The organism is Stenotrophomonas sp. YJH_SMC_6, assembly GCF_059371335.1.
In genome coordinates, this window is the sequence record NZ_JCAFUM010000017.1 from 96,955 (window position 1) to 120,296 (window position 23,342).

Sequence of the window (23,342 nt, forward strand, 5' to 3'; positions counted from 1 at the left end):
CTGTGAATTATTCAGCCATCCAGCGGCAGCTTGGCCTGCGCTTGCTACGGCTGCGCGAGCAGCGCGGCTACAGCCAGGTGGACCTGGCCCGCGCCTTGGGCCTGTCGGCCAGTTACCTGAACCAGATCGAGCGCAACAAACGCCCACTCACCCCGGCCGTGCAGAAGAAGCTGGGCGAGGTACTGGGCGATGTTTCCTCACTGTTCGACGAAGATGAGCCCGCTGCCCTGCAGGAAGCGCTGGGCGAGACCCTGCGCGACCTCGGCTTGGCCGAAGTCAGCGCGACCGAGCTGCGCGCCCTGGCCGGCAACCTGCCGCAGGTCAGCCGCGCACTGCTGGACCTGCACCGCCGCCACCTGGCGCTGCGCGAGCATGCCGCCGCGCTGGAGTTCCAGCTGGGCGAGCCCGGTGCCGGCAGCACCCTGCCGGCCGGTGACCAAGTGCGCGAGTTCTTCAACCGCATGCACAACCACATCCCCGAACTGGACGAGCTGGCCGAGCAGCTGTTCGCCGAATGGGGGCTGTCACCCGGGCATGTGTCACCGCGGCTGCGCCAGCTGCTGGCCGACCGCCATGGCGTGCTGGTGGAAGTGGCCGCACTGCAGGCCGGGCGCGAGAAACGGCAATACGATGCCGGTGCGCGGCGGCTGTGGCTACCCGATTACCTTGAGCCCGGCCAGCAGGCGTTCCAGATGGCGGCCGAGCTGGCCCTTCACGGCTATCTGCCGCAGATCGATGCGGTGGTGGCGCGCGCCGGGTTTACCGATGAGGCACGCATCGCGCAGGCGCGGATTGGCTTGTCGAATTACTTCGCCGGTGCGTTGGTGATGCCGTACATGCGTTTCCTGCGTGCGGCCGAGGCCAGCAGCTACGACATCGAGCTGCTGGCGCATCAGTTCGGCGTGGGCTTCGAAGCGGTCTGCCATCGGCTGAGCACGCTGGCACGGCGCAGTGCGCCCGGGCTGCCGTTCTTCTTCATCCGCGTGGATCGCGCCGGCAACGTCTCCAAGCGCCATTCGGCCACCGACTTCCACTTCTCGCAGGTGGGAGGGTCGTGCCCGCTGTGGATCGTCTACGAAGCGTTCAACCAGCCCGGGCGCATCCTCACCCAGACCGCGCGCATGCCCGATGGGCGCCGTCATTTCTGGCTGGCGCGGCAGGTCAGCAGTGGCCCGGTCGGCCATGGCCAACCGCGCAAGACCTTCGCGGTGGCGCTAGGCTGCGACCTGCAGCATGCCGAACGCCTGGTGTATTCACTGGGGCTGGATGTGCAGAGCCCGGGCAATTCGGTATCGATCGGCCCGGGGTGCCGGGTGTGCCCGCGCGAGGACTGCATGCAGCGCGCGTTCGCGCAGTTGCCGGGGCGGTAGGGTTGGTTCGGCAGGGCTGCGCCCTGCACCTGCGGTAGTGCCGGCCGCTGGCCGGCAACCTCAAAAGCAACAGCGGGCTTTCCGTGGGATGGCGGGGCGGTGTCGGATTGCGGGGACGCCGTGAACCCGTCCCTGAAGTGACCCCCGGCATCCATGCCGCGGACACCCCGCAATCCGACACCACCCCGCCTTCGACAGTTTCCTCCTGCTGCTGGAACCTGATGCTGATGCTGATGCTGATGCTGATGCTGATGGTGATGCTGATGCTGATGGTGGGTGCCGACCGTTGGTCGGCACGCTCTCGCCCTGCGCGAAATGCATCCACGCATGGCGTGGATCTACTGCCGGCTCAGTAGATCGGCGTGACCTTCATCTGCGGCAGCGGACGCGGTGCGCCGTCAGTAAGGTCCGGGCCGAGGTCTTCCCAGGTACGTCCCTGCTCGACCATCAACCCCCACAGCTGCTGCGAGGCCAGCCGCTTGTCTTCCGAGCCCAGCTTGTACGACGGCGGTGCCGGTTCCCCCCGGGCAACCATCGAATAGGCCGCGCGGTAGGCCAGTACCTGCTGCGCCGGATCATCGGTGCGTGCCACTTCCAGCGTGTAGCGCTGGTAGGCCGAGGCCAGGTTGCGCCAGCGGATCCAGTAGTGGTTCTCGAACGAGAACGAACAGAAGCGCGCGCCGGCGAGGCTGCCCTTGTCGGCGATGCGGGTCAGCACCTCCTGCGGCATGTCCAGGTTCATGCCGCCTTCGTCGCCCTGCAGGCTGACGTGCACGATGCGGTCGCGGTAACCCGGCGCGCGCGCCTGCAGCAGATCGCGCCAGTTCTGCATGGTCGCCACCACCGCGAACAGGAAGCGGCCCAGCTCGGCGGCCGCCAGCGGTGTGGCGATCGACTGGTAGGTGCGCTGCCAGCCGTGTCGGTTCTCGGTGGGCAGGAACACCGCGTGCTCCAGCGACTGGCGGCCATTGCTGCCGTGGTTCACCTCTTCGGCGTGCTGCGGGTAGACCAGATTGATGGCGAAGGTAGGCCAGCGCGGCAACGCGGCATCGAACAGATGGATCGGGAAATTGGTGCTGATGCCACCATCGGAGAACCAGCAGATGCGGAAGGCGGTGATCACCGGGCCGCAAGCCTGCCCGGCGCTGGTCAGCCCTTCCATGCTGTCGGCCACGTTGTGCTCGGGGTCGGCCGCCGGCGCGGTCGGCTCGCAGCGTCGTTCGCGGCGTGAGGGTTCATGCAGCGGCACCGCGCTGATCAGCAGCGGGAAGCTCAGGCTCATGCGCGTGGCCACCAGCACCGGCAGCTTCGGGCCCGGCGGCAGGTGGTAGTACTGCCGCCCTTCCACCTCCAGCGGCGGGCCGGCCTGCGTCACCAGCCACTGCACCACGCTGGCCGGGAACAGCTGCTCGAATTCCTCGCGCAGGAACCAGAACTGCGCGCCGCCCAGCGGCAGCGTGCGCGGCTCGTTGTGCGACACGCAGGTGGTGATCATCTGCAGGCTGATCGCATGCGGGCTGTCCGGCTCGCCGGCATAGCGCGGCGCATCGTGCAGGTCGGCGAAGGTGAGCGGTGCATCCAGCGGCCTGCCGGACAACTGCTGCAGGCATTCGTGCAGCCACTCGGTCAGTGCCGGCGTGCGTGCATCGCGGCCGAGGCCGCTGCACAGGCCCAGCAGATTGCGTCGCGCCACACGTGCCACACGAAGCGCGGCACCGGCCACACCCGCACCGTACGCACACAGCAGCGACGGCAGCAGCGTGGCCGCCACCCCGCTCCAACCACCGCCCCACCAGCCCAGGCCGAGCAGCAGCGCCAGCGACACCAGCACTTCCAGCGGTGCGATCTCGAACACGGCAACGGCCAGGCACAGCAGCTTGTGCGGCAGGCTGGCATTGCCGGTCAGCACCACCAGCAGGCGATAGGCCGCGCGTGCGCCGCGTGCGGGCTGGAACAGGCTGTAGATGAAGCCGCGCCGCGACAGCTGCGCCGACACCGCCGACAACCCGCCATAGCCGGCATCGCCGGGCAGGTGCTCGCCGGCCTGCTGGCGACGATCACCGCAGGCTGCCGCAGCCGCCACGGCGGCGGCGATGGCGCCGGCCGAAGTGCCGCCGATGCTCTTGAAGCGATACTCGCGCGCCAGCGCCAGTACCGCATTGGGGTACACGATGCCGCTGGTGATGCCGCCTTTCATGACCAGATCGCAGTACTTGTCCGCCACTGTCTTGCCCCCGAGCATGCCGTCCGCCGCGTGGGTGCCAGTATGGCGCAGAGGCTTCTCAGGGCCTGAGAACAACGGCGCAGTCCGCGCACGCGATGCGCCGTTCAGCAGAAAGCACGGCTGCAGGCTTGACCCGCCCCGCCATCGGCGTAGCATCTGCAGCAAGCCAAGGGACAGACCCGCGGCTGCCACAACGACATGAGGGATTCTCATGGAATTCGACTATCTCGTCTTCATCGGGCGATTCGAGCCCTTCCACAACGGCCACGCCGCCGTTGCCCGCCTGGCCCTGAGCCGGGCCCGCAAGCTGATCTTCCTGGTCGGCTCTGCCGATACCCCCCGCAGCCTGCGCAATCCCTGGACCGTGGCCGAACGTGCCGTGATGATCCAGGCCGCCCTCGATGGCCACACCGACCGCCTGCTGATCCGCCCGCTGCGTGACCACCTGTACAACGAAGCGCAGTGGATCGCCAACGTGCAGCGCCAGGTGGCTGAAGCCCTGCGCAACGACGGCGCCGCCGCCGATGCGAAGGTAGGCCTGATCGGCATGGACAAGGACGCGTCCAGCTACTACCTGCGCGAGTTCCCGCAGTGGCCGCTGGTGGACGTGCAGCACACCGCCACCCTGTCGGCCACCGAGCTGCGGCGCTACCTGTTCGAAGCCGGCGACGTCGACTTCCACGGCGCGCTGCTGATGCTGCGTGGCAATGTGCCGGCGCCGGTGTACGACATGCTTGAAGCGTTCCGCAAAAGCGCGCCTGCCTATGGCCAGCTGGTGGCCGAGTACCGCTTCATCGAACAGTACAAGGCCGCCTGGAAGGATGCGCCCTACGCGCCCACCTTCGTCACCAGCGATGCGGTGGTGGTGCATTCAGGCCACGTGCTGCTGGTGCGTCGCCGCTCGGAACCCGGCAAGGGGCTGTGGGCGCTGCCCGGCGGCTTCGTCGGCCAGGAACAGAGCCTGCTCGACAGCTGCCTGCGCGAACTGCGCGAGGAAACCCGGCTGAAGATTCCGCTGCCGGTGCTGAAGGGGTCGCTGAAGGGCCAGCAAGTCTTCGACCACCCCGACCGCAGCCAGCGCGGCCGCACCATCACCCACGGTTTCCACTTCGAATTCCCGGCCGGTGACCTGCCGCCGGTGCGCGGCGGCGACGACGCCGACAAGGCGCGCTGGATACCGGTGAGTGAAGCCCTGGACATGGGCCCGCAGCTGTTCGAAGACCACCTGCACATCCTGGAGTATTTCCTCGGCCGCGGCTGACAGGCCCGGCCTCCCCACTGGCGGATAGACCGCTGGTGTCACTCGACGCGAAGGAGCTTCCGTCATGCACTACCTCGATAATCTTCTCCTCAACACCGACAGCTACAAGGCCAGCCATTGGCTGCAGTATCCGCCGGGTACCGATGCCACGTTCTTCTACGTCGAATCACGTGGCGGCCTGCACGATCGCACGGTGTTCTTCGGCCTGCAGGCGATCCTCAAGGACGCGCTGGCACGACCGGTCACCCACGCCGACATCGACGACGCTGCTGCGGTATTCGCCGCGCACGGCGAACCGTTCAACGAGGCCGGCTGGCGCGATATCGTCGACCGGCTTGGCGGCCACCTGCCGGTGCGCATCCGCGCCGTTCCCGAGGGCAGCGTGGTGCCCACCCACCAGGCACTGATGACCATCGAGTCGACCGATCCGGCTGCGTTCTGGGTGCCGTCGTATCTGGAAACGCTGCTGCTGCGCGTGTGGTATCCGGTCACCGTGGCCACCATCAGCTGGCACGCACGGCAGACCATCGCCGCGTTCCTGCAGCAGACCAGCGACGACCCGCAGGGGCAGCTGCCGTTCAAGCTGCACGACTTCGGCGCGCGCGGTGTATCGAGCCTGGAATCGGCCGCGTTGGGCGGTGCCGCGCACCTGGTCAACTTCCTCGGCACCGATACCGTGTCGGCGCTGTGCCTGGCACGCGCGCACTACCACGCGCCGATGGCCGGCTATTCGATTCCGGCCGCCGAGCACAGCACCATCACCAGTTGGGGCCGCGAACGCGAGGTGGACGCCTATCGCAACATGCTGCGCCAGTTCGGCAAGCCCGGTTCGATCGTGGCGGTGGTGTCGGACAGCTATGACATCTACCGCGCGATCAGCGAACACTGGGGCACCACCCTGCGCGATGACGTGATCGCGTCGGACGCCACCCTGGTCATCCGTCCCGACTCGGGTGACCCGGTGGAGGTGGTGGCCGAAAGCCTGCGCCGGCTGGATGAAGCCTTCGGCCACAGCCTCAACGGCAAGGGCTATCGCGTGCTCAACCACGTGCGGGTGATCCAGGGCGATGGCATCAATCCGGACACCATCCGCGCGATCCTGCAGCGCACCACCGACGACGGCTACGCTGCCGACAACGTGGCCTTCGGCATGGGCGGTGCACTGCTGCAGCGGCTGGACCGCGATACGCAGAAGTTCGCGCTGAAGTGCTCGGCGGCACGGGTCGAGGGTGAGTGGATCGACGTCTACAAGGATCCGGTCACCGACGCCGGCAAGGCCAGCAAGCGTGGCCGCATGCGCCTGCTGCGCCGCCTGGACGATGGCAGCCTGCATACGGTGCCACTGCCGGCCAACGGCGACGACACCCTGCCGGACGGCTTCGAGGACGCAATGGTGACCGTGTGGGAGAACGGCCGCCTGCTGCACGACCAGCGGCTGGACGACATCCGCACGCGAGCGGCCGTGGGGCATTGAAGGTGCATCCCGACCGGGGTCGGATCCCATTGCAGCGCAGCGGGCTCTGACCCCTGCGCTCTTGACCGGCGCCACCAACAGGTCCACCTTGCACACGCCGAAGGTATCCCTCCCATCGCTGCAGCGCGGGGAGGGGTTTAAACGGGAATCCGGTGAAGGCGCCTCGCGCGTCCATTCCGGAGCTGCCCCGCAGCGGTGAATGGAAACGAATCCTGCCAACAGCACTGGGCTCGCGCCTGGGAAGCGGCGGGTAGTAGGTGGGCTGCGGCCCGTGTCCATCAGCCCGAATACCGGCCCCGGCCGGGGGACACGACCGTCCCCTGACTCGACCTGGAATCTCCGCGGGGAGGTTGCCGGGGCCGTCGTCGTCCTGCGCGTGCAGGCGGTGTGGCCGCGCGCGTCCTGTTCACGGTATCCGGCCAGACCCGTTCACCCACGCGCTGATGCATGGGCCACCGCCGTTGCCGGCGGTCCATGCGGTACCTGACGATGACCGAGCTCCAACGCCCCACCCTGACCCTGCCCGCCGACGGCAAGCGCCTGCTGCTGCATTCGTGCTGCGCGCCCTGTTCCGGCGAAGTGATGGAGGCGATCACCGCCTCCGGGATCGACTACGCGATCTTCTTCTACAACCCCAACATCCACCCGGTGAAGGAGTATGAGCTGCGCAAGCAGGAGAACATCCGCTTCGCCGAGCAGCACGGCATTCCCTTCATCGACTGCGACTACGACACCGACAACTGGTTCAGCCGTGCACGCGGCATGGAAAACGAGCCCGAACGCGGCATCCGCTGCACGATGTGCTTCGACATGCGCTTCGAGCGCACTGCGCTGTACGCGCACGAGCACGGTTACGACACCATCAGTTCTTCGCTGGGCATCTCGCGCTGGAAGAACATGGCGCAGATCAACGACTGCGGCATCCGCGCCGCCTCGCGCTATGAAGGCCTGCAGTACTGGGACTACAACTGGCGCAAGGGCGGCGGTGCCAGCCGCATGATCGAGATCAGCAAGCGCGAGCAGTTCTACCAGCAGGAATACTGCGGCTGCGTGTACTCGCTGCGCGATGCCAACCGCCATCGCCGCGAGAATGGCCGCGAGCGGATCAAGATCGGCCTGTTGTACTACGGGCAGGACGCTGGGACGCCGCAGGACGATTGACGTGCAGGCATGGGGCGGCCACGCTGGTCGCCCCTTCTGTTGTACCGGAACTGCCATGACCGCCCTGCCCGCCGATGTCGCCCTGCTGGTGATCGACCTGCAGCCGGACTTCATGCCCGGTGGCGCCTTGGCCTGCGACCAGGGCGATGCGCTGGTGGCACCGATCGCCGATCTGCTGGTGCAGCGCCGCTACCGCACCGTGGTGGCGACCCAGGACTGGCACCCGGCCGACCATGCCTCGTTCGCCAGCCAGAACGCCGGCCAACGCCCGTTCGAGACCATCCTGCTGCACGCGCAGCCGCAGACCCTGTGGCCGGACCACTGCGTGCAGGGCAGCGCCGGTGCCGCCCTGCACCCGGGCGTGGACTGGACCGTGGCCGACCTGATCCTGCGCAAGGGCACGCGCCAACAGGTGGATTCGTACAGCGCCTTCCGCGAGAACCACGGCCCCGATGGCGAGCGCCCGGCCACCGGCCTGGCCGGCTGGCTGCATGAACGCCGCATCCGCGAAGTGCACGTATGCGGCCTGGCCCGCGACTACTGCGTGCTGTGGAGCGCGCAGGACGCGGTAAAGTCCGGCTTCCGGGTGAAGTTCCTGTGGGAGCTGACCAAGCCGGTGACCGAAGCCAACGACGTGATGGTGCGCGAGGCGCTGGGCAAGGCGGGGATTGCGATCGTCTGAGGCGTGACCGCCGGGCATGGCCCGGCGCTACCGCGCACGTCGCTTATGCCGCCTGCGCGCTCCTGCCCACAACAACACAATCGATTCATCCAGCCCCCTAACTACGCCCCCCCTACAGATCGCGGGACGGCCGAACCGGCGGCTTTTCATTGGATGAAATCAGGATTCGGTAGTGCCGGCCGCTGGCCGGCAACCTCGGGACCTCTGCAGTTGCCGGCCAGCGGCCGGCACTACCGGATAGCACCCGTGGTAGCGCCGGGCCATGCCCGGCGGACGCGGGATGGGCGATTACCGGAACACCACCGTGCGATGCCCATTGAGCAGGATGCGGTGCTCCACATGGCGGCGAACCGCGCGTGCCAGCACCAGCGATTCGGTATCGCTGCCCAGCCGCACCAGTTCGCGCGGTGCCATCGCATGGTCCACGCGGGCCACGTCCTGCACGTCGCTTATGCCGCTTGCGCGCTCCTGCCCACAACAACACAATCGATTCATCCAGCCCCCTAACTACGCCCCCCTATAGATCGCGGGACGGCCGAACCGGGGGCTTTTCATTGGATGAAATCAGGATTCGGTAGTGCCGGCCGCTGGCCGGCAACCTCGGGACCTCTGCAGTTGCCGGCCAGCGCCCGGCACTACCGGATAGCACCCGTGGTAGCGCCGGGCCATGCCCGGCGGACGCGGGATGGGCGATTACCGGAATACCACCGTGCGATGCCCATTGAGCAGGATGCGGTGCTCCACATGGCGGCGAACCGCGCGTGCCAGCACCAGCGATTCGGTATCGCTGCCCAGCCGCACCAGTTCACGCGGTGCCATCGCATGGTCCACGCGGGCCACGTCCTGCTCGATGATCGGGCCTTCGTCCAGGTCCTCGGTGACATAGTGCGCGGTGGCGCCGATGATCTTGACCCCACGCGCGTGTGCCTGGTGGTACGGCTGCGCGCCCTTGAAGCTGGGCAGGAAGCTGTGGTGAATGTTGATCGCACGGCCGGCCAACGCGCGGCACAGCGTGGGCGACAGGATCTGCATGTAGCGCGCCAGCACCACCAGGTCGATGCGCTCGCGCTCGACCAGGTCGATGATCTGCTGCTCCTGCACCGCGCGCGTTTCCGCGTTCACCGGCAGATGATGGAACGGCACCTGGTAGGACGCCGCCAGCGGCGCAAAGTCGGCGTGGTTGGACGCCACTGCTGCGATGTCCACCTTCAGCTGGCCGCTGTGGGCGCGGAACAGCAGGTCGTTGAGGCAATGCCCCTGTTTGCTGACCAGCACCAGCAGCCGGGCGCGGCGTCGGCCATCGTGCAGCTGCCAGTCCATGCCGAAGCCTTCGGCAAGCGTGGCCATGGCGGCGTGCACGGTCTCCAGCGGCAGGCCGGCATCGCGATCGAAGTGCACGCGCAGGAAGAAGCGGCCACTCTCCTCATCGCCGAACTGCTGGGCGTCGAGGATGTTGCAGCCGTGGTCGAACAGCAGGCCGGACACGCGGTAGACGATGCCGGTGCGGTCGGGGCAGGACAGGGTAAGAATGGAATCGGGGCGCATCGCTACAGTGTAGGGCAGCGCCCTGCCCAGCGGCCGGATGATCACGGGTGCAACCGACCTGCTTGGTTCAGTACCAAGCGATACTTGGACCTTCCCGTGGCAAGCTGGTCGGTCATGAACCTGTTGCAACTGATCCGCAGCTTCACCCGCACCGCAGAGACCGGCAGCATTGCCGCCGCGGCCCGCATCCTTGGCATCAGCGCCACCGCGGTCGGCCAGAACATCAACCGGCTGGAGGCCCATCTGGGCGTACGGTTGCTGAACCGGAGTACGCGGCAGCTGGCGCTCAGCGAGGCCGGCGCGCTGTACCTGGCGCAGGTGCGCCACATCGAAGCCGACCTGGCGCGCGCGCAGGCGATGGTCACCGCCGGTGACATCGAACCGGCCGGGCCGCTGCGCATCGCCAGCAGCAGCGCCTTCGGTCGCCACGTGCTTGCCCCCTTGTTGCCTTCACTGCAGCAGCGCTACCCACAACTGCAGCTGGAGCTGCGCCTGACCGACCGCGCCGTGCAGCATGGGCCGGAAGCGGTGGATGCCAGCATCCGCATCGGGGCGCAGCTGGAGGATGGGGTGGTCGCGCGGCAGCTGGCGCGTGTTCCGTTCGTGTTCTGTGCCTCGCCGGCCTACCTGAAGGCGCACGGCGTCCCGCAACAGCCTTCCGATCTGGGCGGTCATCGCGGGTTGCTGCACCGCTTCCCCACCGATGGCCGGCCATTGCGCTGGGGCCTGCTGAAGGACGGCCAGCGCGTGGACGCCGCGCTGCCACCGAGCATGGTCTGCGATGACATCGATGCGCTGGCGACGCTGGCGGCGGCCGGTGCCGGCATCACCCGGCTGGCCGCATTCGTGGCCGAGCCGTACCTGCGCGATGGCCGCCTGCAGGCGGTGTTCGGCGCCGACACCGCGTGGCGCCCGGAACCGATGGAGGTCTACTTCTGCGTCAGCGACCGCCGCGATTTCACCGCCAAGATCCGCGCGCTGTTCGAACACCTTCAGGCCGGCATCGCGCCGGCCTGGCGGGTGTGAGCCTCAGCGCGTCTTGAACACGCCGCGCGCATCGCGCGGCTCGCAGCGCAGGTACTGTGGCGCCGGTTCCACGCTGTCGCGCAATGCGGCAGCGGCATGCCACGGCCAGCGCGGGTCGTAGAGGATGCCGCGCGCCAGGGCCACGGCATCGGCGTGGCGATGGCGCAGGATCGATTCGGCCTGCTCGGGCTCGGTGATCATGCCCACGGCGATGACCGGCATGCGCACCTTGGCCTTGATCGCTGCCGCGAACGGCACCTGGTAGCCCGGACCGACGGTGATCTTCTGGCGTTCGTCCAGGCCACCGCTGGAGACATGCAGGAAATTGCAGCCGCGCGCGTCCAGCACCTGGGCCAGCGCTTCGCTCTGCACCAGATCCCAGCCGCCATCGACCCAGTCGCTGGCGGAGATGCGCACGCCCACGGCGACCTTGTCCGATACCGCCGCACGCACGGCGTCGAACACTTCCACCAGCAGGCGCAGGCGGTTCGGCAATGAGCCACCGTAGCCATCAGTGCGACGGTTGCTCAGCGGCGACAGGAACTGGTGCAGCAGGTAGCCGTGGGCGGCATGCAGCTCGATCAGCTCGAAGCCGAGGCGCTCGGCACGCACCGCACTGGCGGCGAAGGCGGCGATGACCTCGGCGATGCCGGCCTCGTCCAGTTCCTGCGGCGCCGGGTCGGCGGCATGGAACGGCAGCGGCGACGGCGCCACGGTGGCCCAGCCACGTGCATCATCGGCCGGCAACTGGCCACCGCCGTCCCAAGGGCGGTTCACCGAGGCCTTGCGACCGGCATGGCCGAGCTGGATGCCCAGCGGCATCGGCGACCAGCGGCGGACGCTGGCCAGTACCTGTGCCAACGCGGCCTCGGTGCCGTCATCCCAAAGGCCCAGGTCGGCCCAGCTGATGCGGCCACGCGGCTCGACCGCAGTGGCTTCCAGGATCAGCAAGCCGGCGCCGGATTGCGCGAGGTTGCCCAGGTGCATGGCATGCCAGTCGCTGGCGCGGCCGTCTTCGGCGGAGTACTGGCACATCGGCGCGACGACGATGCGGTTGGACAGGGTCAGGGGGCCGAACGAGATCGGCGAAAACAGCTGGCTCAAGACAGTGATGGACGACGTAGGGGATGCGTATTGCACCGCCGCACGGCTCCGGGATCAACCATCTGGATGGATCGCTGTTTCGCGGCGGCGGGTGGCCTGTAGAGTCGACTGACAGTCGACTCTACCCAGCCGATGGTTCGATAACCGACGCCAGCGCCTCAGCACAATCGCGTTCATCCTTGAACTGCAGCAGGTCGTCTGCACGGGTGCGGCCACGGTTCAACGCCGCCACCGGCAGTCCTGCTTTGGCCGCCGCCTGCACGAAGCGGAAGCCGGAATAGACCATCAGCGACGAGCCCACCACCAGCACGGCGTCGGCCTGCTGCAGGTGCTCGTGCACCGCCTCCACCCGCTCGCGCGGCACGTTTTCGCCGAAAAACACCACGTCCGGCTTCAACACCCCGCCGCAGTGCGGGCACCCGGGTACCACGAAGCTGGAGAAATCGGTCTCCAGGTCGGCGTCGCCATCAGGCGCGACGCCGGCCTCCAGCGCATCCCAGCCGGGGTTGGCGTCCAGCAGGCGCTGCTGGAAGTCCTCGCGGCCACTGCGGCGCTCGCAGCCCATGCAGCGCACCAGGTCCAGGCGGCCATGCAGGTCGATCACGTTACGGCTGCCGGCGCGCTGGTGCAGGCCGTCCACGTTCTGGGTCAGCAGAACCTGCAGCTTGCCACGGCTCTCCAGTGCGGCCAGGGCCTGGTGGGTACCGTTGGGCCGGGCCAGGCCGAAGCGCGGCCAGCCCAGCAGGCTGCGCGCCCAGTAGCGCTGGCGGGTAGCGGCCTCGCCCATGAAGGCCTGGTAGGTCACCGGTGGCGTGCGTTTCCACTGGCCGTCGCTGTCGCGGTAATCGGGAATGCCCGAGGCGGTGCTGCAGCCGGCGCCGGTCAGCACGAACAGGCGCTGGGCGCGGTCGATGAAGTCGGTCAGTGGCGGGGTCATGGCTGCCAGATGGGGGCGCTGCGGCGCCCCTGCAAGCGCCGGTCGGTTGGCCGGGTCAGGCCGCCGGCAGCGGCGGCACCGCGATCGGGTGGCCTTCCTCGTCCAGCGCGATCATCACGAAGTGGCCGCGGGTGCACAGCTTGCGCTCGCCGCTGTGCAGGTCTTCGGCGACCAGTTCCACCTCCACCTTCATCGAGCTGCGGCCGACTTCGACGATGCGGCCGATGGTTTCCACCATCTGGCCGATGCGGATCGGCAGCTTGAAGTCGACCTGGTCGCTGCGCGCGGTCACCACGGTACGGCGCGAGTAGCGGGCGGCGGCCAGGAACGCGGCCTTGTCCATCCACGCCAGTGCCTGGCCACCGAACAGGGTGCCAAGGTGGTTGGTGTGGTTGGGGAAGACGATTTCGGCCATGCGCACTTCGATGGGCGGCACGGTCTCGGGGATCGGGGTCATGGGGGAGCTTCGGTGTGGGGTGCTGCGGATTCTAAGCGACCGGCGTGACGGCCATCGGAATGCACGTGCAACGGTCACCCGGCAGCGGTGCCTGCGCAGGCCGCGCCTGCAGCAGGCGTTACACTGCGCCACGCCCACTGCCAGGACCCCCCATGCCCGCCACTTCCGATCTGCTGGCCTTTGCGCTGGTTTCGCTGGCCATGGTGCTCACGCCCGGGCCGAACATGATCTACGTCATCTCGCGCTCGATCTGCCAGGGGCCGATGGCGGGACTGATCTCGCTGGGCGGGGTGGCGCTGGGCTTCGTGTTCTACATGCTGTGCGCGGCACTGGGCATCACCGCCCTGCTGATGACCGTGCCGTTCGCCTACGACGCGCTGCGCATCGGTGGCGCGCTGTACCTGCTGTACCTGGCCTGGCAGGCGCTCAAGCCCGGTGGCCGTTCGCCGTTCGCGGTGCGCGAACTGCCGCAGGACAGCCCGCGCAAGCTGTTCACGATGGGATTCCTGACCAATCTGCTGAACCCGAAAGTGGCGGTGATGTACCTGTCGCTGCTGCCGCAGTTCCTGCACCCGGACAGCGAAGGCAGCGTGCTGATGCAGTCGATCGTGCTGGGCTCCACCCAGATCCTGGTCAGCGTCAGCGTGAACGGCATGATCGCGCTGACCGCCGGCAGCATCGCCGGCTTCCTGGCCGCACGCCCCACCTGGCAGATGGTGCAGCGCTGGCTGATGGGCACGGTGCTGGCCGGACTGGCGGTGCGCATGGCGGTGGAAGGGCGGCGCTGATCGCGGCGTGCCCTCCAGGCGATACGCCCGGCCCCGTAATCAGAACAGTTCAGCGTGGTAGAAGCTCGGTTGTGCCGACCAGGCCTTGATATCGCCACATTGCGGCACGCTGGTGTAGTACAGGCGGATGGGCATGGCGGAGACCTTCGCACTCATCAGCATGGCGTAGGTTGCCTTGCAGACCTCGGGCGGCATGCTGAAGTCGCCTTTGCTGACGATGTTGCAGACCGCGTGGATGGGCGAGACGGTGGTCGCCACGAACACCTTGCCGCTGGCATCGATGGAAACGTTGGTCACCTTGGAATCGCAGTTCGTGCCATGGGCGAGGGGCGGACAGGCGACCAGGACGGCGAACAGTCCTCCCATCCACCCACGAAACACGGTCCTGCGGGTTGCTGTTCCAGGCACTGCAGTCTCCATTGCGACCTCCAGGGTCCATTCAGTTGCGCCACCATGGCAGGACCACGCGCACGGAAACCCGGCGCTGGGATTGTCCACGCGTCATTCCTGCAGTGGCATCCCCTCTTCCTCCCCGGGCCCGGCATGGATGCGAAGCACCGCCACCACTGGCGTCCAGCGAGAATAGCTCATCCTTCTGATGCGCAACGAAAAACCCCTGCATTGGCCGGGGTTCTTCGTTGCGACAGGCCGGGCCGGTTCGATCAGAAGTTCATGTCGAAGGCGACTTCGCCCTGCACGCCGACCTGGTAGGCCGAGACGCGGCGTTCGAAGAAGTTGGTCAGCTCCTGCACGTCCTGCAGTTCCATGAACGGCAGCGGGTTGCGCACGTTGTACTTCTTTTCCATGCCCAGCTTGGCGAAGTGCTGGTCGGCACAGTGCTGCAGGTACTGGCGCATGTCGCGGGTGGAGATGCCGGCCACGCCGCCGGACAGCACGTCCTCGGCGAACTGCACTTCGCATTCGATGGCTTCGGCCAGCATGTCGTAGACCTGCTGCTTCATCTCTTCGTCGAACAGGTCCGGTTCTTCCTCACGCACCACGCGCACCGACTCGAACGCGAACTCCATATGTGCGCTCTCGTCGCGGAACACCCAGTTGGTGCCCGAGGCCAGGCCCGGCAGCAGGCCGCGCGAACGGAAGTAGTAGACGTAGGCAAAGGCCGCGAAGAAGAACAGGCCTTCGATGCAGGCGGCGAAGCAGATCTGGTTGAGCAGGAACTGGCGGCGCTGTTCGCGGGTCTCGATGCGGGTCAGGCTCTGGATCGAGTCGATCCACTTGAAGCAGAAATCGGCCTTCTTCTTGATCGAGTCGATGTTCTCCACCGCCGAGAACGCCTTGGCGCGCTCTTCCGGATCCGGCAGGTAGTTGTCGAGCAGGGTCAGGTAGAACTGCACGTGCAGCGCTTCTTCATACAGCTGGCGCGACAGGTACATGCGCGCTTCCGGCGCATTGAGATGCTGGTACAGGTTCAGCACCAGATTGTTGGACACGATCGAGTCGCCGGTGGCGAAGAACGCGACCAGGCGGTGGATCAGGTGGCGCTCGCCCGGCGACATCTTGCTGTGCAGGTCGGTGATGTCGATCTGGAAGTTGATCTCTTCCACCGTCCAGGTGTTCTTGATCGCGTTCCGGTACATGTCATAGAACTGCGGGTAGCGCATCGGGCGCAGGGTCAGTTCAAAACCGGGATCGAGCAGCATCTGCTTGGGCTTGTCGGCCATGGGTGTTTCCTTGAATTCCTGGGTGAGCCGCCGGGCGTGGCCCGGCGCTACCGTGGGTGTTTTTCCGCAGCCGAGCATGGCTCGGCTCTACAGGTGCGAGGTGTTCGAGTGCCGACCAACGGTCGGCACCCACCGCGCGGTGTGTTACTGGCAGGCCTCGCAGGCTTCCGGGTTTTCCAGCGAGCAGGCGATGGCTTCGTCCGGGCTGAATACCTTGGCCGGGGCCGCAGCGCTCACCGTGGTCTTGGCGATCTTGGTGGCCGGGCGCGAACGCAGGTAGTAGGTGGTCTTGATGCCCTGCTTCCAGGCGTACATGTACATGGAGGACATCGCGCCGATGTTCGGGCTTTCCATGAACAGGTTGAGCGAGGCCGACTGGTCGATGAAGGCGCCACGCTCGGCGGCCATGTCGATCAGCGAACGCATCGGCAGTTCCCACGCGGTGCGGTAGACCTCGCGCAGCGTTTCCGGAATCTGCGCCACGCCGGCGATGGAACCTTCGGCCAGCTTGATGGCATCGCGCATTTCCGGCGTCCACAGGCCCAGCTTCTTCAGCTCGTTCACCAGGTAACGGTTGACCTGCAGGAAGTCACCGGACAGGGTCTCGCGCTTGAACAGGTTGGATACCTGCGGCTCGACGCACTCGTAGCAGCCGGCGATCGAGGCGATGGTCGCGGTCGGTGCGATCGCGATCATCAGCGAATTGCGCAGGCCGTGTTCCTTGATGCGGGCGCGCAGGGCGTCCCAGCGTGCGGTGTCTTCCGGCACCACGTTCCAGGCGTCGAACTGCAGTTCGCCACTGGCGGCGCGGGTGTCGTTGAACGACGGGTGCTTGCCACGTTCCTGGGCCAGCTCGCAGGAGGTTTCCAGCGCGTGGAAGTAGATCGCTTCGGCAATCTTCTTCGAAAGGGCGCGGGCTTCGGCGCTGTCGAACGGCAGGCGCTTGCGGAAGAACACGTCCTGCAGGCCCATGCAGCCCAGGCCGACCGGACGCCAGCGCAGGTTGGCGCGGCGGGCGGTTTCGATCGGGTAGAAGTTCAGGTCGATGACGCGGTCGAGCTGGCGCACGGCCAGGCGCACGGTCTCGGCCAGCTTCTCGAAATCGAACTCGTTGTGCTCGTCGAAGTGGTTGCCCAGGTTGATCGAACCCAGGTTGCACACCGCGGTTTCATCGTTGGAGGTGACTTCCAGGATTTCCGTGCACAGGTTGGACAGGTGGATCACGTTGCCCGGACGCAGGGTCTGGTTGCTGGCGCGGTTGCACTTGTCCTTGAAGGTCATCCAGCCGTTGCCGGTCTCGGCCAGCGTACGCATCATGCGGGCGTAAAGCTTGCGGGCAGAGATGGTGCGGTTGGCCTTGCCCTGGGCTTCGGCCTGCAGGTAGGCGGCCTCGAAGGCTTCGCCGAACAGGTCGGTGAACTCCGGCACGACGCGCGGATCGAACAGCGACCATTCCTGGTCGGCTTCGACGCGCTTCATGAACAGGTCCGGCACCCAGTTGGCCAGGTTCAGGTTGTGCGCGCGGCGGGCTTCGTCACCGGTGTTGTCACGCAGCTCGAGGAAGTCCTCGATGTCGGCGTGCCAGGTTTCCAGGTACACGCAGGCCGCGCCCTTGCGCTTGCCGCCCTGGTTCACCGCGGCCACGGACGAATCCATGGTCTTCAGCCACGGCACGATGCCGTTGGAGTGGCCGTTGGTCGACTTGATGAGCGAACCACGCGAACGCACGCGGGTGTAGCTGACGCCGATGCCGCCGGAGAACTTCGACAGCTGGGCGATGTCGCCGTACTTGGAGTAGATCGACTCCAGCGAGTCCTGCGGCGAGTCCAGCAGGAAGCACGAGGACAGCTGCTCGTGGGTGGTGCCGGAATTGAACAGGGTCGGGCTGGACGGCAGGTAGTCCAGGTTGCCCATGCGCTTGTACAGCGCCAGGGTCTCGGACACGTCCTCGCTCAGCGCGCTGGCGATGCGCAGGAAGAACTGCTGCGGGGTCTCGATCACCTTGCGGGTGTGCGGGTGGCGCAGCAGGTAACGGTCGTACAGGGTACGCAGGCCGAAGTAATCGAAGTTCAGGTCCAGCGAGATGTCGATGGCATCGTTGAGCTTGCGCGCGTTGGTCTGCACGAAGTTCAGCAGGCGGTCGTTGATCAGGCCGACTTCATGGCCACGGCTGACCGACTGCGAGAAGGCGTAGATTTCCTGGCCCGAGACTTCCTTGGCGATGTAGTTGGCCAGCAGGCGCGCAGCCAGGCGGCCGTACTCGGGCTCTTCACCGATCAGCAGGGCGGCGGTGCGGATGGACAGTTCGTCCAGCTCGCGGGTGGTGGCGCCGTTGTACAGGCCGGAAATGGTGCGGGTGGCCACGCGCATCGGATCGACGGCGTGCAGGCCTTCGGAGGAACGCTGCACCGCGCGCACGATCTTGTTCAGGTCCACCAGTTCGGTCGTGCCATTGCGCTTGGTCACACTCATCGCGTTGGCCGTCGGCGGCGACGTCAACAGGAATTCGCTTTCCTTCTCGATGGTGGCGCTGGATTCGGTGGTCACGGCGTGTGTCCTCTTGGCGTGATTGGTGGGTGCTCGATGCATCGGGTGACGCAGCCCGGGACATGACAGCCCAGGATGGCAGGACGGCGTCGCAGCGGATGAGACCCTGCGCCTGCCACTGCCGTTGACGATCGCGGATGGGTACCCGGGCATCCCTGGAATTGGGGTTGCTGCGACCGACGGCCACAAGATAGTGGGGGTGATGGGGCCCGTCAACGCCAAATGTAGTGAAATTCGGCAATCCCTTGCGCCGCAAGGATCGTGCCACCGGCGTCCGGATCAGACGCTTCAGACCTGCCGGAACGGGCTGCGCAGTCAAGCCCGAAAGGCGTCATTGCGGTGGTACAACGCACCGCGAAAACGGAACAATGACAGCTTCACATGACAGTGATGAAACTGGCTAGGGACAACCCTGTGGATAGGTGGTGGGCAGCCGGTGGGAATCCGGTGGACGCCGGGACCGCCCGCCGGGCAGCGACGCGAGGCTGCATGTGCCGGCCAGGCCGGAGCAGCGGCCGCAGGGAAACGCCGTTGCGCCCTCCTTCCCCCGATCATTGCCGGCCAGCGGCCGGCACTACCGGAATCCCAGGGGGGTCGTGCCGGCCGCTGGCCGGCAACGCACGCCCGCAGGCCCCTCACGCCCGGTGCGGGGTGCCCAGGTACTCGGCGCTCTGCATTTCGATCAGGCGCGAGGCGGTACGTTCGAACGCCCCTTGCAGGCGCTGGCCGGTGTACAGCTCGATCGGCGAGGTGCTGGCGGTGCAGACCAGGTTGACGTGGCGGTCGTACAGCTCGTCGATCAGGTTGACGAAGCGGCGCGCGGCATCTTCGTTCAGGCGGTCGAAGGCGGGAATGCCGCCCAGCAGCACCGTGTTGAACTCGTGCGCGATCTCGATGTAATCCGAGGGCCCGCGCGGGCCTTCGCACAGCGCGGCGAAATCGAACCAGGCAATGCTCTTGCCGCGGCCACGCACCGGAATCTTGCGGCCCTCGATCTCGATGTTGCCGGGCTTGGCCGGCTGGCCGCCGCTCAGCTCGTTCCAGCGCGTGGCCAGCCACTCATCGCTGTCGGTCGCCAGCGGTGCGCGGTATACCGGCGAGCGGGTCAGCGCGCGCATGCGGTAATCCTCGGTACCTTCGGCGTACAGCTCGACGCAGAAGCGCTGCAGCAGGCCAATGGCCGGCAGGAAGCTCTCGCGCTGCAGGCCGTTGAGGTACAGGTTCTCCACTGCGGTGTTGGAGGTGGTGACCAGGGTCACGCCCTCGGCGAACAGGCGCTCCAGCAGCCGCGCCAGCAGCATCGCATCGCCGATGTCGGTGACGAAGAATTCGTCCAGCACCAGCACGCGCAGGTTGCTGCGCCATTCCTGGGCGATCTTCGCCAGCGGGTCGCTCTGGCCCTGGTGCTCGCGCAGGCGCTCGTGGACGCTGCGCATGAAGCGGTGGAAGTGGGTGCGGTACTTCTGCTTGATCGGCAGCCCGTCGTAGAACAGGTCGACCAGGAAGGTCTTGCCGCGGCCGACCCCGCCCCAGAAGTACAGGCCCTTCACCGGCTCGGGCTTCTTCCAGAACGAGGACAGGCGGTCCAGCCAACCGTCCTCGGCACTGTCCAGCAGGCCCAGGTGGATGCGGTCCAGCTCGGCCAGCGCCGCATGCTGGGCCGGGTCGTTCTGCCAGTCGCCACGGGCAACCCCTTCCGCGTACCGCTGCGACGGGGTCAGTTCCACGTCGCTCATGCCGCCGCGCCCAGCCAGTGCTTGACGCCGTGGGTCAGCGCGCCGCGCAGGTCGATCAGCTTGCGGTGGAAGAAGTGGCTGGTCTCGGGCATGCGCACCAGCTCATGCGGGAAATCCAGCGAGTCCAGCCACTGGTAGACAGCCTGCGGGTCGACGATCTCGTCCTGCTCGCCCTGGATCACCAGCCAGCGGGCCGGCGGTGCGATGCCATCGAAGTCCCAGCGGCCGGCCGGCGGCGCGATCGAGATCAGCGCTTCCGGCTGCAACTCGGCCGCGGCCTTCAGTGAAACGAACGCGCCGAAGCTGAAACCGGCCAGCCACAGGCGGTCGTCCGGACGCTGGCTGCGCACCCAGGCGGCGACGGCCTTCAGGTCGTCCTGCTCGCCCACGCCATGGTCGAACTCACCGGCCGAACCACCCACGCTGCGGAAGTTGAATCGCACCGTGGCGATGCCCAGCTCGCGCAGGGTGGTGGCGGTCATGGTGACCACCTTGTTGTGCAGGGTGCCGCCTTCGGTGGACAACGGGTGGCAGATGATGGCCACGATCGGCTGCACCGGCACATCGGCCTTGGGCAGGTCGACGACCACTTCCAGCGGGCCGGCCGGGCCGTCCAGTTCGAGGCAGGCGGTTTCGCCGGGGGCGACGGGGAACGAGTGCTTGTGCATGGCACCATGATACCGTCCCCCGCCCCTGCCCTGTGCCTGTCCCATGCTCTACCTGTCTTTGGCCGTGATCTGCAGCGTGCTGGTTTCGGTGTTGTTGAAGGTGGCCGGACGCCGCCAGCTGGATGTTTCGCAGATGGTCACCTGGAACTATCTGGTGGCGGCAACGCTCACCGCCGTGGTGCTGCAGCCGCCGCTGGATGCGCTGCGCGCGCCGCACGCGCCGTGGCTGTCATTGCTGGCGCTGGCGGTGGTGCTGCCCTCGATTTTCCTGGTGCTGGGCCGCGCGGTGGCGGTGGCCGGCATCGTCCGCAGCGACGTGGCGCAGCGGCTGTCGCTGCTGCTGTCATTGGCCGCCGCCTTCCTGTTCTTCGGCCAGACTGCCACGCCGTGGAAGCTGGCCGGGCTCGGCCTGGGCCTGCTGGCGATGGTGGCCATCAGCCTGCGCCCGCGCGGACCGGCGGTGGCGTCCTCGCCCGGTGGCTGGGGCTGGCTGCTGGGCGTATGGGGCGGCTTCGCGGTGGTGGACGTGCTGCTCAAGCAGGTGGCGCTGTCCGGCACGCCGTCGATGGCGGCGGTGCTGGCCAGCTTCAGCGTGGCCTTCGTGCTGATGCTGGCGTTGCAGCTGTGGCGGCACGCCAGTGGCCGCAGCCGGTTGGCCTGGCGCAACCTCGGCGCAGGTGCGCTGCTGGGCCTGCTCAATGGCGGCAACATCCTCTTCTATGTGCACGCCCACCAGTCGATCCCGGACAACCCGGCCACCGTGTTCGCCGGCATGAACATCGGCGTGGTGGTGCTGGGCGCGCTGGTGGGCGTGTTCGCCTTCGGCGAGGCGACCACCCGGTGGAACCGCGCCGGCCTGGCGCTGGCGGTGCTGGCGATCGGGTTGATCGCCTGGGGGTGAGCGTTGGGTTGCGGCGGGCCATTTCCGCGCCCGCGGTGGGATGTCACTTTTCTTTTCGCGCGAAAAGAAAAGTAACCAAAAGAAACACGCCGCCAGCCGCGAGCCGGTGCTGTGCACCGGTTCCCTGCGCTTCTCGGTGAATCAGGGGACAGCGCCGAACTCGCTGCGCTCAAACATCGGCGCCTCTTCGCCCCTGATTCACCTGCGATGCTCGGCTCGCTTGAAGGCGGACTGATAGATCAAAAGCAACGGCAGCATCCGTGCCGATCAAGGTCCCTCCCAGAGCAGATCCCCGCCGAACCTTATCTGTCGAAACCCAACAACAGCGGGTCGTGGTCGGAGCTGCGCCACGGGCCCTGCACGTTGCGGCCCTGGTAGCCGCTGGCGTCCTGTTCGTCGGCATTGCTGTGCCATTCGGCGGCACCGCGCAGGCGCTTGGCCATGCCCGGGCTCAGCAGCGCGTGGTCGAGGCGGCCGGTATAGCCGTTGTAGACGTAGCTGTAGGGATGCTCGACCTTGGCGACCTTGAACGCGTCCTGCCAGCCCAGGTCATGCAGGGTGCGGATCGGGTCTTCCATCGCGTAAGCATTGAAATCGCCGAGCAGCACCGCGTCCTTTGCACCGGTACCGGTCGGGTCGGTCTGCAGCCAGGCATGCAGCTGCTGCGCCGAGGTCACGCGGGTGGCGTTCCAGCAGCCCTGGTTGTCGTTGTGGTCGGCGTCGGCACCGGCGGCGTCGCGGCAGCCCTTTGACTTGAAGTGGTTGGCCACCACCACGAACGGCGCGCCCTGCTTGCCCTGGAAGGCCTGCGCCAGCGGCACGCGGCTGTGCTCGACGAACGATCCACCGGTCAGCGTAGCCGGCTTGCCCACCGGCTGCAGGCGCGCGCTGCGGTAGATGATGCCGACCCGGATCGGGTTGTCGCCGGGGCCGTTGCCGGCATCGACAAAGCGCCAGTCGCCCTGCGCGCCACGGTCGCGGTTGAGGGCATCGACCAGTTCGGCGATGGCCGACTGCGGGCCGTAGCCATCGTTCTCCAGCTCCATCAGCGCGGCGACATCGGCGCCCAGCGCGTTGACCGTGGTGACCAGCTTGGCCACCTGCGCCTTGTGTTCCTCCAGCGTGCGTGCGCCGCGCAGGGTCGGGAAGCCACCGCCCTGGCCGTCTCCGTTGAAGAAGTTCTCCAGGTTGAAGGCCGCCACATGCAGGCGGCCCGGCACGGTCGGCACCGCCGGGCGCTTCAGTTCCGGCAGCTTCAGCGCGCCTTCGACCTGCAGGCGCGGATGGCCCTGCGCGTCCATGCGCACGATGCCCTGCACATCGCGCAGCTGCATGCCGGTGCGCAGCACCGGGTTGCCCGGCAGGTAAGCCACGCTGGCCGGGTCGCGGGCATCGCTGCCATCTTCCAGCACCAGGCGGCGGCGCTGGTTGTCGGCCCTCACCTGCTCATAGCCGGCAGTGCCCGGCGTGGCCACTTCGGTCGGCTGCCAGAGGCGGCCATCGAAGGCCACGGTGAGCTGGCCGAAGCGCTCCAGGCCGTCGGTACCGGCCAGGGTCAGCGGTGCGGCGATGCGCACGCGCTGGCCATCCAGTGCACGCCAGTCGGCCGGCGCGGCGGTCAGCACCACGGTGGCGCTGCTGCGCGCAGCGGAGGGCGACGCGGCCGGTGCGGCCTGCGGCTGGGCCTGGGCAAAGGCGCCGGCCGGCAGCAGCAGGGACAGGGCAAGGGCGAGGGAACGGCGGCGCATCGACGGGCGACTCCATGGAAGAGGCGCACAG

Annotated in this window: 20 protein-coding genes, 1 pseudogene and 1 riboswitch; of the genes and pseudogenes, 9 read left to right on the forward strand and 12 right to left on the reverse strand. The window is 67.4% G+C overall.

The features are described 5' to 3' along the window. The first annotated feature begins 2 nt into the window (after window positions 1-2). Complete coding sequence (locus AC5P9N_RS19100; protein ID WP_099484573.1) at window positions 3-1,370, forward strand: helix-turn-helix domain-containing protein; 1,368 nt, start codon at window positions 3-5, stop codon at window positions 1,368-1,370. 221 nt (window positions 1,371-1,591) lie between these two features. Next, on the forward strand, window positions 1,592-1,726 hold the full coding sequence (locus AC5P9N_RS19105) for a hypothetical protein (RefSeq protein ID WP_275426950.1): 135 nt from the start codon (window positions 1,592-1,594) through the stop codon (window positions 1,724-1,726). Here the strand turns inward: AC5P9N_RS19105 and AC5P9N_RS19110 are convergent. Beyond that, window positions 1,720-3,612 (reverse strand): patatin-like phospholipase family protein, encoded by a 1,893-nt coding sequence (locus tag AC5P9N_RS19110; RefSeq protein WP_164212708.1) that lies wholly within the window; start codon window positions 3,610-3,612, stop codon window positions 1,720-1,722. The genes AC5P9N_RS19105 and AC5P9N_RS19110 overlap by 7 nt on opposite strands. 193 nt (window positions 3,613-3,805) lie before the next feature. On the opposite strand from AC5P9N_RS19110, the gene AC5P9N_RS19115 reads away from it, so the two are divergent. The 4 genes from AC5P9N_RS19115 to pncA all read left to right on the forward strand — a co-directional run bounded on the left by AC5P9N_RS19115 (window position 3,806) and on the right by pncA (window position 8,172). After that, window positions 3,806-4,855, forward strand: coding sequence for a bifunctional nicotinamide-nucleotide adenylyltransferase/Nudix hydroxylase (locus AC5P9N_RS19115; protein WP_219625294.1), 1,050 nt, complete (start codon window positions 3,806-3,808; stop codon window positions 4,853-4,855). 64 nt (window positions 4,856-4,919) lie between these two features. Beyond that, a complete protein-coding gene (locus AC5P9N_RS19120) occupies window positions 4,920-6,329 on the forward strand; it encodes a nicotinate phosphoribosyltransferase (RefSeq protein WP_099484577.1) in 1,410 nt (469 codons plus the stop codon). A gap of 83 nt (window positions 6,330-6,412) precedes the next feature. Next, window positions 6,413-6,642: riboswitch (cobalamin riboswitch) on the forward strand. 161 nt (window positions 6,643-6,803) lie between these two features. Next, window positions 6,804-7,490 carry an epoxyqueuosine reductase QueH gene (locus AC5P9N_RS19125; protein WP_005407678.1) on the forward strand — a complete coding sequence of 229 codons (687 nt, stop codon included), beginning with the start codon at window positions 6,804-6,806 and terminating at the stop codon, window positions 7,488-7,490. 55 nt (window positions 7,491-7,545) lie between these two features. Then, complete coding sequence (gene pncA / locus AC5P9N_RS19130) at window positions 7,546-8,172, forward strand: bifunctional nicotinamidase/pyrazinamidase (protein WP_099484578.1); 627 nt, start codon at window positions 7,546-7,548, stop codon at window positions 8,170-8,172. Between the two features lie 288 nt (window positions 8,173-8,460). Here pncA and AC5P9N_RS19135 read toward each other — a convergent pair. Both AC5P9N_RS19135 and purU read right to left on the reverse strand, forming a co-directional pair. After that, window positions 8,461-8,613 (reverse strand): annotated as a pseudogene (locus AC5P9N_RS19135) (formyltetrahydrofolate deformylase); the annotation flags it as partial. Between the two features lie 252 nt (window positions 8,614-8,865). After that, on the reverse strand, window positions 8,866-9,717 hold the full coding sequence (gene purU, locus AC5P9N_RS19140; protein ID WP_065184114.1) for a formyltetrahydrofolate deformylase: 852 nt from the start codon (window positions 9,715-9,717) through the stop codon (window positions 8,866-8,868). Window positions 9,718-9,831: 114 nt separating this feature from the next. On the opposite strand from purU, the gene AC5P9N_RS19145 reads away from it, so the two are divergent. Further along, a complete protein-coding gene (locus AC5P9N_RS19145; protein ID WP_012478804.1) occupies window positions 9,832-10,743 on the forward strand; it encodes a LysR family transcriptional regulator in 912 nt (303 codons plus the stop codon). A 3-nt stretch (window positions 10,744-10,746) separates the two neighbouring features. Here AC5P9N_RS19145 and AC5P9N_RS19150 read toward each other — a convergent pair whose 3' ends face one another. The 3 genes from AC5P9N_RS19150 to AC5P9N_RS19160 form a co-directional block, all read right to left on the reverse strand. Beyond that, the gene (locus AC5P9N_RS19150) at window positions 10,747-11,847 is read right to left on the reverse strand and encodes an NADH:flavin oxidoreductase/NADH oxidase (protein ID WP_005411935.1); all 1,101 of its coding nucleotides are present in this window, start codon (window positions 11,845-11,847) and stop codon (window positions 10,747-10,749) included. A gap of 121 nt (window positions 11,848-11,968) precedes the next feature. Further along, a complete protein-coding gene (locus tag AC5P9N_RS19155) occupies window positions 11,969-12,784 on the reverse strand; it encodes an NAD-dependent protein deacetylase (protein ID WP_005407673.1) in 816 nt (271 codons plus the stop codon). Between the two features lie 55 nt (window positions 12,785-12,839). Next, window positions 12,840-13,241: an acyl-CoA thioesterase gene (locus AC5P9N_RS19160; protein WP_005407672.1), complete on the reverse strand. Its 402-nt coding sequence runs from the start codon at window positions 13,239-13,241 to the stop codon at window positions 12,840-12,842. 152 nt (window positions 13,242-13,393) lie between these two features. Here AC5P9N_RS19160 and AC5P9N_RS19165 point away from each other — a divergent pair, with 152 nt between their 5' ends. Then, window positions 13,394-14,029, forward strand: a complete 636-nt coding sequence (locus AC5P9N_RS19165) for a LysE family translocator (protein WP_005407671.1) — start codon at window positions 13,394-13,396, stop codon at window positions 14,027-14,029. A gap of 39 nt (window positions 14,030-14,068) precedes the next feature. Here AC5P9N_RS19165 and AC5P9N_RS19170 read toward each other — a convergent pair whose 3' ends face one another. From AC5P9N_RS19170 to AC5P9N_RS19190, 5 genes are all read right to left on the reverse strand, one after another. Then, window positions 14,069-14,527, reverse strand: a complete 459-nt coding sequence (locus AC5P9N_RS19170) for a hypothetical protein (RefSeq protein ID WP_232282012.1) — start codon at window positions 14,525-14,527, stop codon at window positions 14,069-14,071. Window positions 14,528-14,691: 164 nt separating this feature from the next. After that, a complete protein-coding gene (locus AC5P9N_RS19175; RefSeq protein WP_005407669.1) occupies window positions 14,692-15,711 on the reverse strand; it encodes a ribonucleotide-diphosphate reductase subunit beta in 1,020 nt (339 codons plus the stop codon). 144 nt (window positions 15,712-15,855) lie between these two features. Next, complete coding sequence (locus AC5P9N_RS19180) at window positions 15,856-18,258, reverse strand: ribonucleoside-diphosphate reductase subunit alpha (protein WP_005407668.1); 2,403 nt, start codon at window positions 18,256-18,258, stop codon at window positions 15,856-15,858. A gap of 635 nt (window positions 18,259-18,893) precedes the next feature. Beyond that, window positions 18,894-19,994: a cell division protein ZapE gene (zapE, locus tag AC5P9N_RS19185; RefSeq protein WP_076739082.1), complete on the reverse strand. Its 1,101-nt coding sequence runs from the start codon at window positions 19,992-19,994 to the stop codon at window positions 18,894-18,896. Continuing rightward, entirely contained in the window at window positions 19,991-20,662 is a 672-nt protein-coding gene (locus AC5P9N_RS19190) for an alpha/beta hydrolase (RefSeq protein ID WP_049460816.1), read from the reverse strand. The genes zapE and AC5P9N_RS19190 overlap by 4 nt, the downstream gene beginning before the upstream one ends. Window positions 20,663-20,705: 43 nt before the next feature. On the opposite strand from AC5P9N_RS19190, the gene AC5P9N_RS19195 reads away from it, so the two are divergent. Further along, complete coding sequence (locus tag AC5P9N_RS19195; RefSeq protein WP_099484580.1) at window positions 20,706-21,563, forward strand: EamA family transporter; 858 nt, start codon at window positions 20,706-20,708, stop codon at window positions 21,561-21,563. Between the two features lie 302 nt (window positions 21,564-21,865). Here the strand turns inward: AC5P9N_RS19195 and AC5P9N_RS19200 are convergent, their stop codons facing one another. Then, the gene (locus AC5P9N_RS19200) at window positions 21,866-23,311 is read right to left on the reverse strand and encodes an ExeM/NucH family extracellular endonuclease (RefSeq protein ID WP_065184105.1); all 1,446 of its coding nucleotides are present in this window, start codon (window positions 23,309-23,311) and stop codon (window positions 21,866-21,868) included. Between the last annotated feature and the right edge of the window lie 31 nt (window positions 23,312-23,342).

Coding starts and splice junctions, on each gene's coding strand:
- AC5P9N_RS19105 (WP_275426950.1), top strand. CDS start 1,592: ATGCTGATGCTGATGCTGATGCTGATGCTGATGGTGATGCTGATGCTG.
- AC5P9N_RS19110 (WP_164212708.1), bottom strand. CDS start 3,612: ATGCTCGGGGGCAAGACAGTGGCGGACAAGTACTGCGATCTGGTCATG.
- AC5P9N_RS19115 (WP_219625294.1), top strand. CDS start 3,806: ATGGAATTCGACTATCTCGTCTTCATCGGGCGATTCGAGCCCTTCCAC.
- AC5P9N_RS19120 (WP_099484577.1), top strand. CDS start 4,920: ATGCACTACCTCGATAATCTTCTCCTCAACACCGACAGCTACAAGGCC.
- AC5P9N_RS19125 (WP_005407678.1), top strand. CDS start 6,804: ATGCGGTACCTGACGATGACCGAGCTCCAACGCCCCACCCTGACCCTG.
- pncA (WP_099484578.1), top strand. CDS start 7,546: ATGACCGCCCTGCCCGCCGATGTCGCCCTGCTGGTGATCGACCTGCAG.
- purU (WP_065184114.1), bottom strand. CDS start 9,717: ATGCGCCCCGATTCCATTCTTACCCTGTCCTGCCCCGACCGCACCGGC.
- AC5P9N_RS19145 (WP_012478804.1), top strand. CDS start 9,832: ATGAACCTGTTGCAACTGATCCGCAGCTTCACCCGCACCGCAGAGACC.
- AC5P9N_RS19155 (WP_005407673.1), bottom strand. CDS start 12,784: ATGACCCCGCCACTGACCGACTTCATCGACCGCGCCCAGCGCCTGTTC.
- AC5P9N_RS19160 (WP_005407672.1), bottom strand. CDS start 13,241: ATGACCCCGATCCCCGAGACCGTGCCGCCCATCGAAGTGCGCATGGCC.
- AC5P9N_RS19165 (WP_005407671.1), top strand. CDS start 13,394: ATGCCCGCCACTTCCGATCTGCTGGCCTTTGCGCTGGTTTCGCTGGCC.
- AC5P9N_RS19175 (WP_005407669.1), bottom strand. CDS start 15,711: ATGGCCGACAAGCCCAAGCAGATGCTGCTCGATCCCGGTTTTGAACTG.
- zapE (WP_076739082.1), bottom strand. CDS start 19,994: ATGAGCGACGTGGAACTGACCCCGTCGCAGCGGTACGCGGAAGGGGTT.
- AC5P9N_RS19190 (WP_049460816.1), bottom strand. CDS start 20,662: ATGCACAAGCACTCGTTCCCCGTCGCCCCCGGCGAAACCGCCTGCCTC.
- AC5P9N_RS19195 (WP_099484580.1), top strand. CDS start 20,706: ATGCTCTACCTGTCTTTGGCCGTGATCTGCAGCGTGCTGGTTTCGGTG.
- AC5P9N_RS19200 (WP_065184105.1), bottom strand. CDS start 23,311: ATGCGCCGCCGTTCCCTCGCCCTTGCCCTGTCCCTGCTGCTGCCGGCC.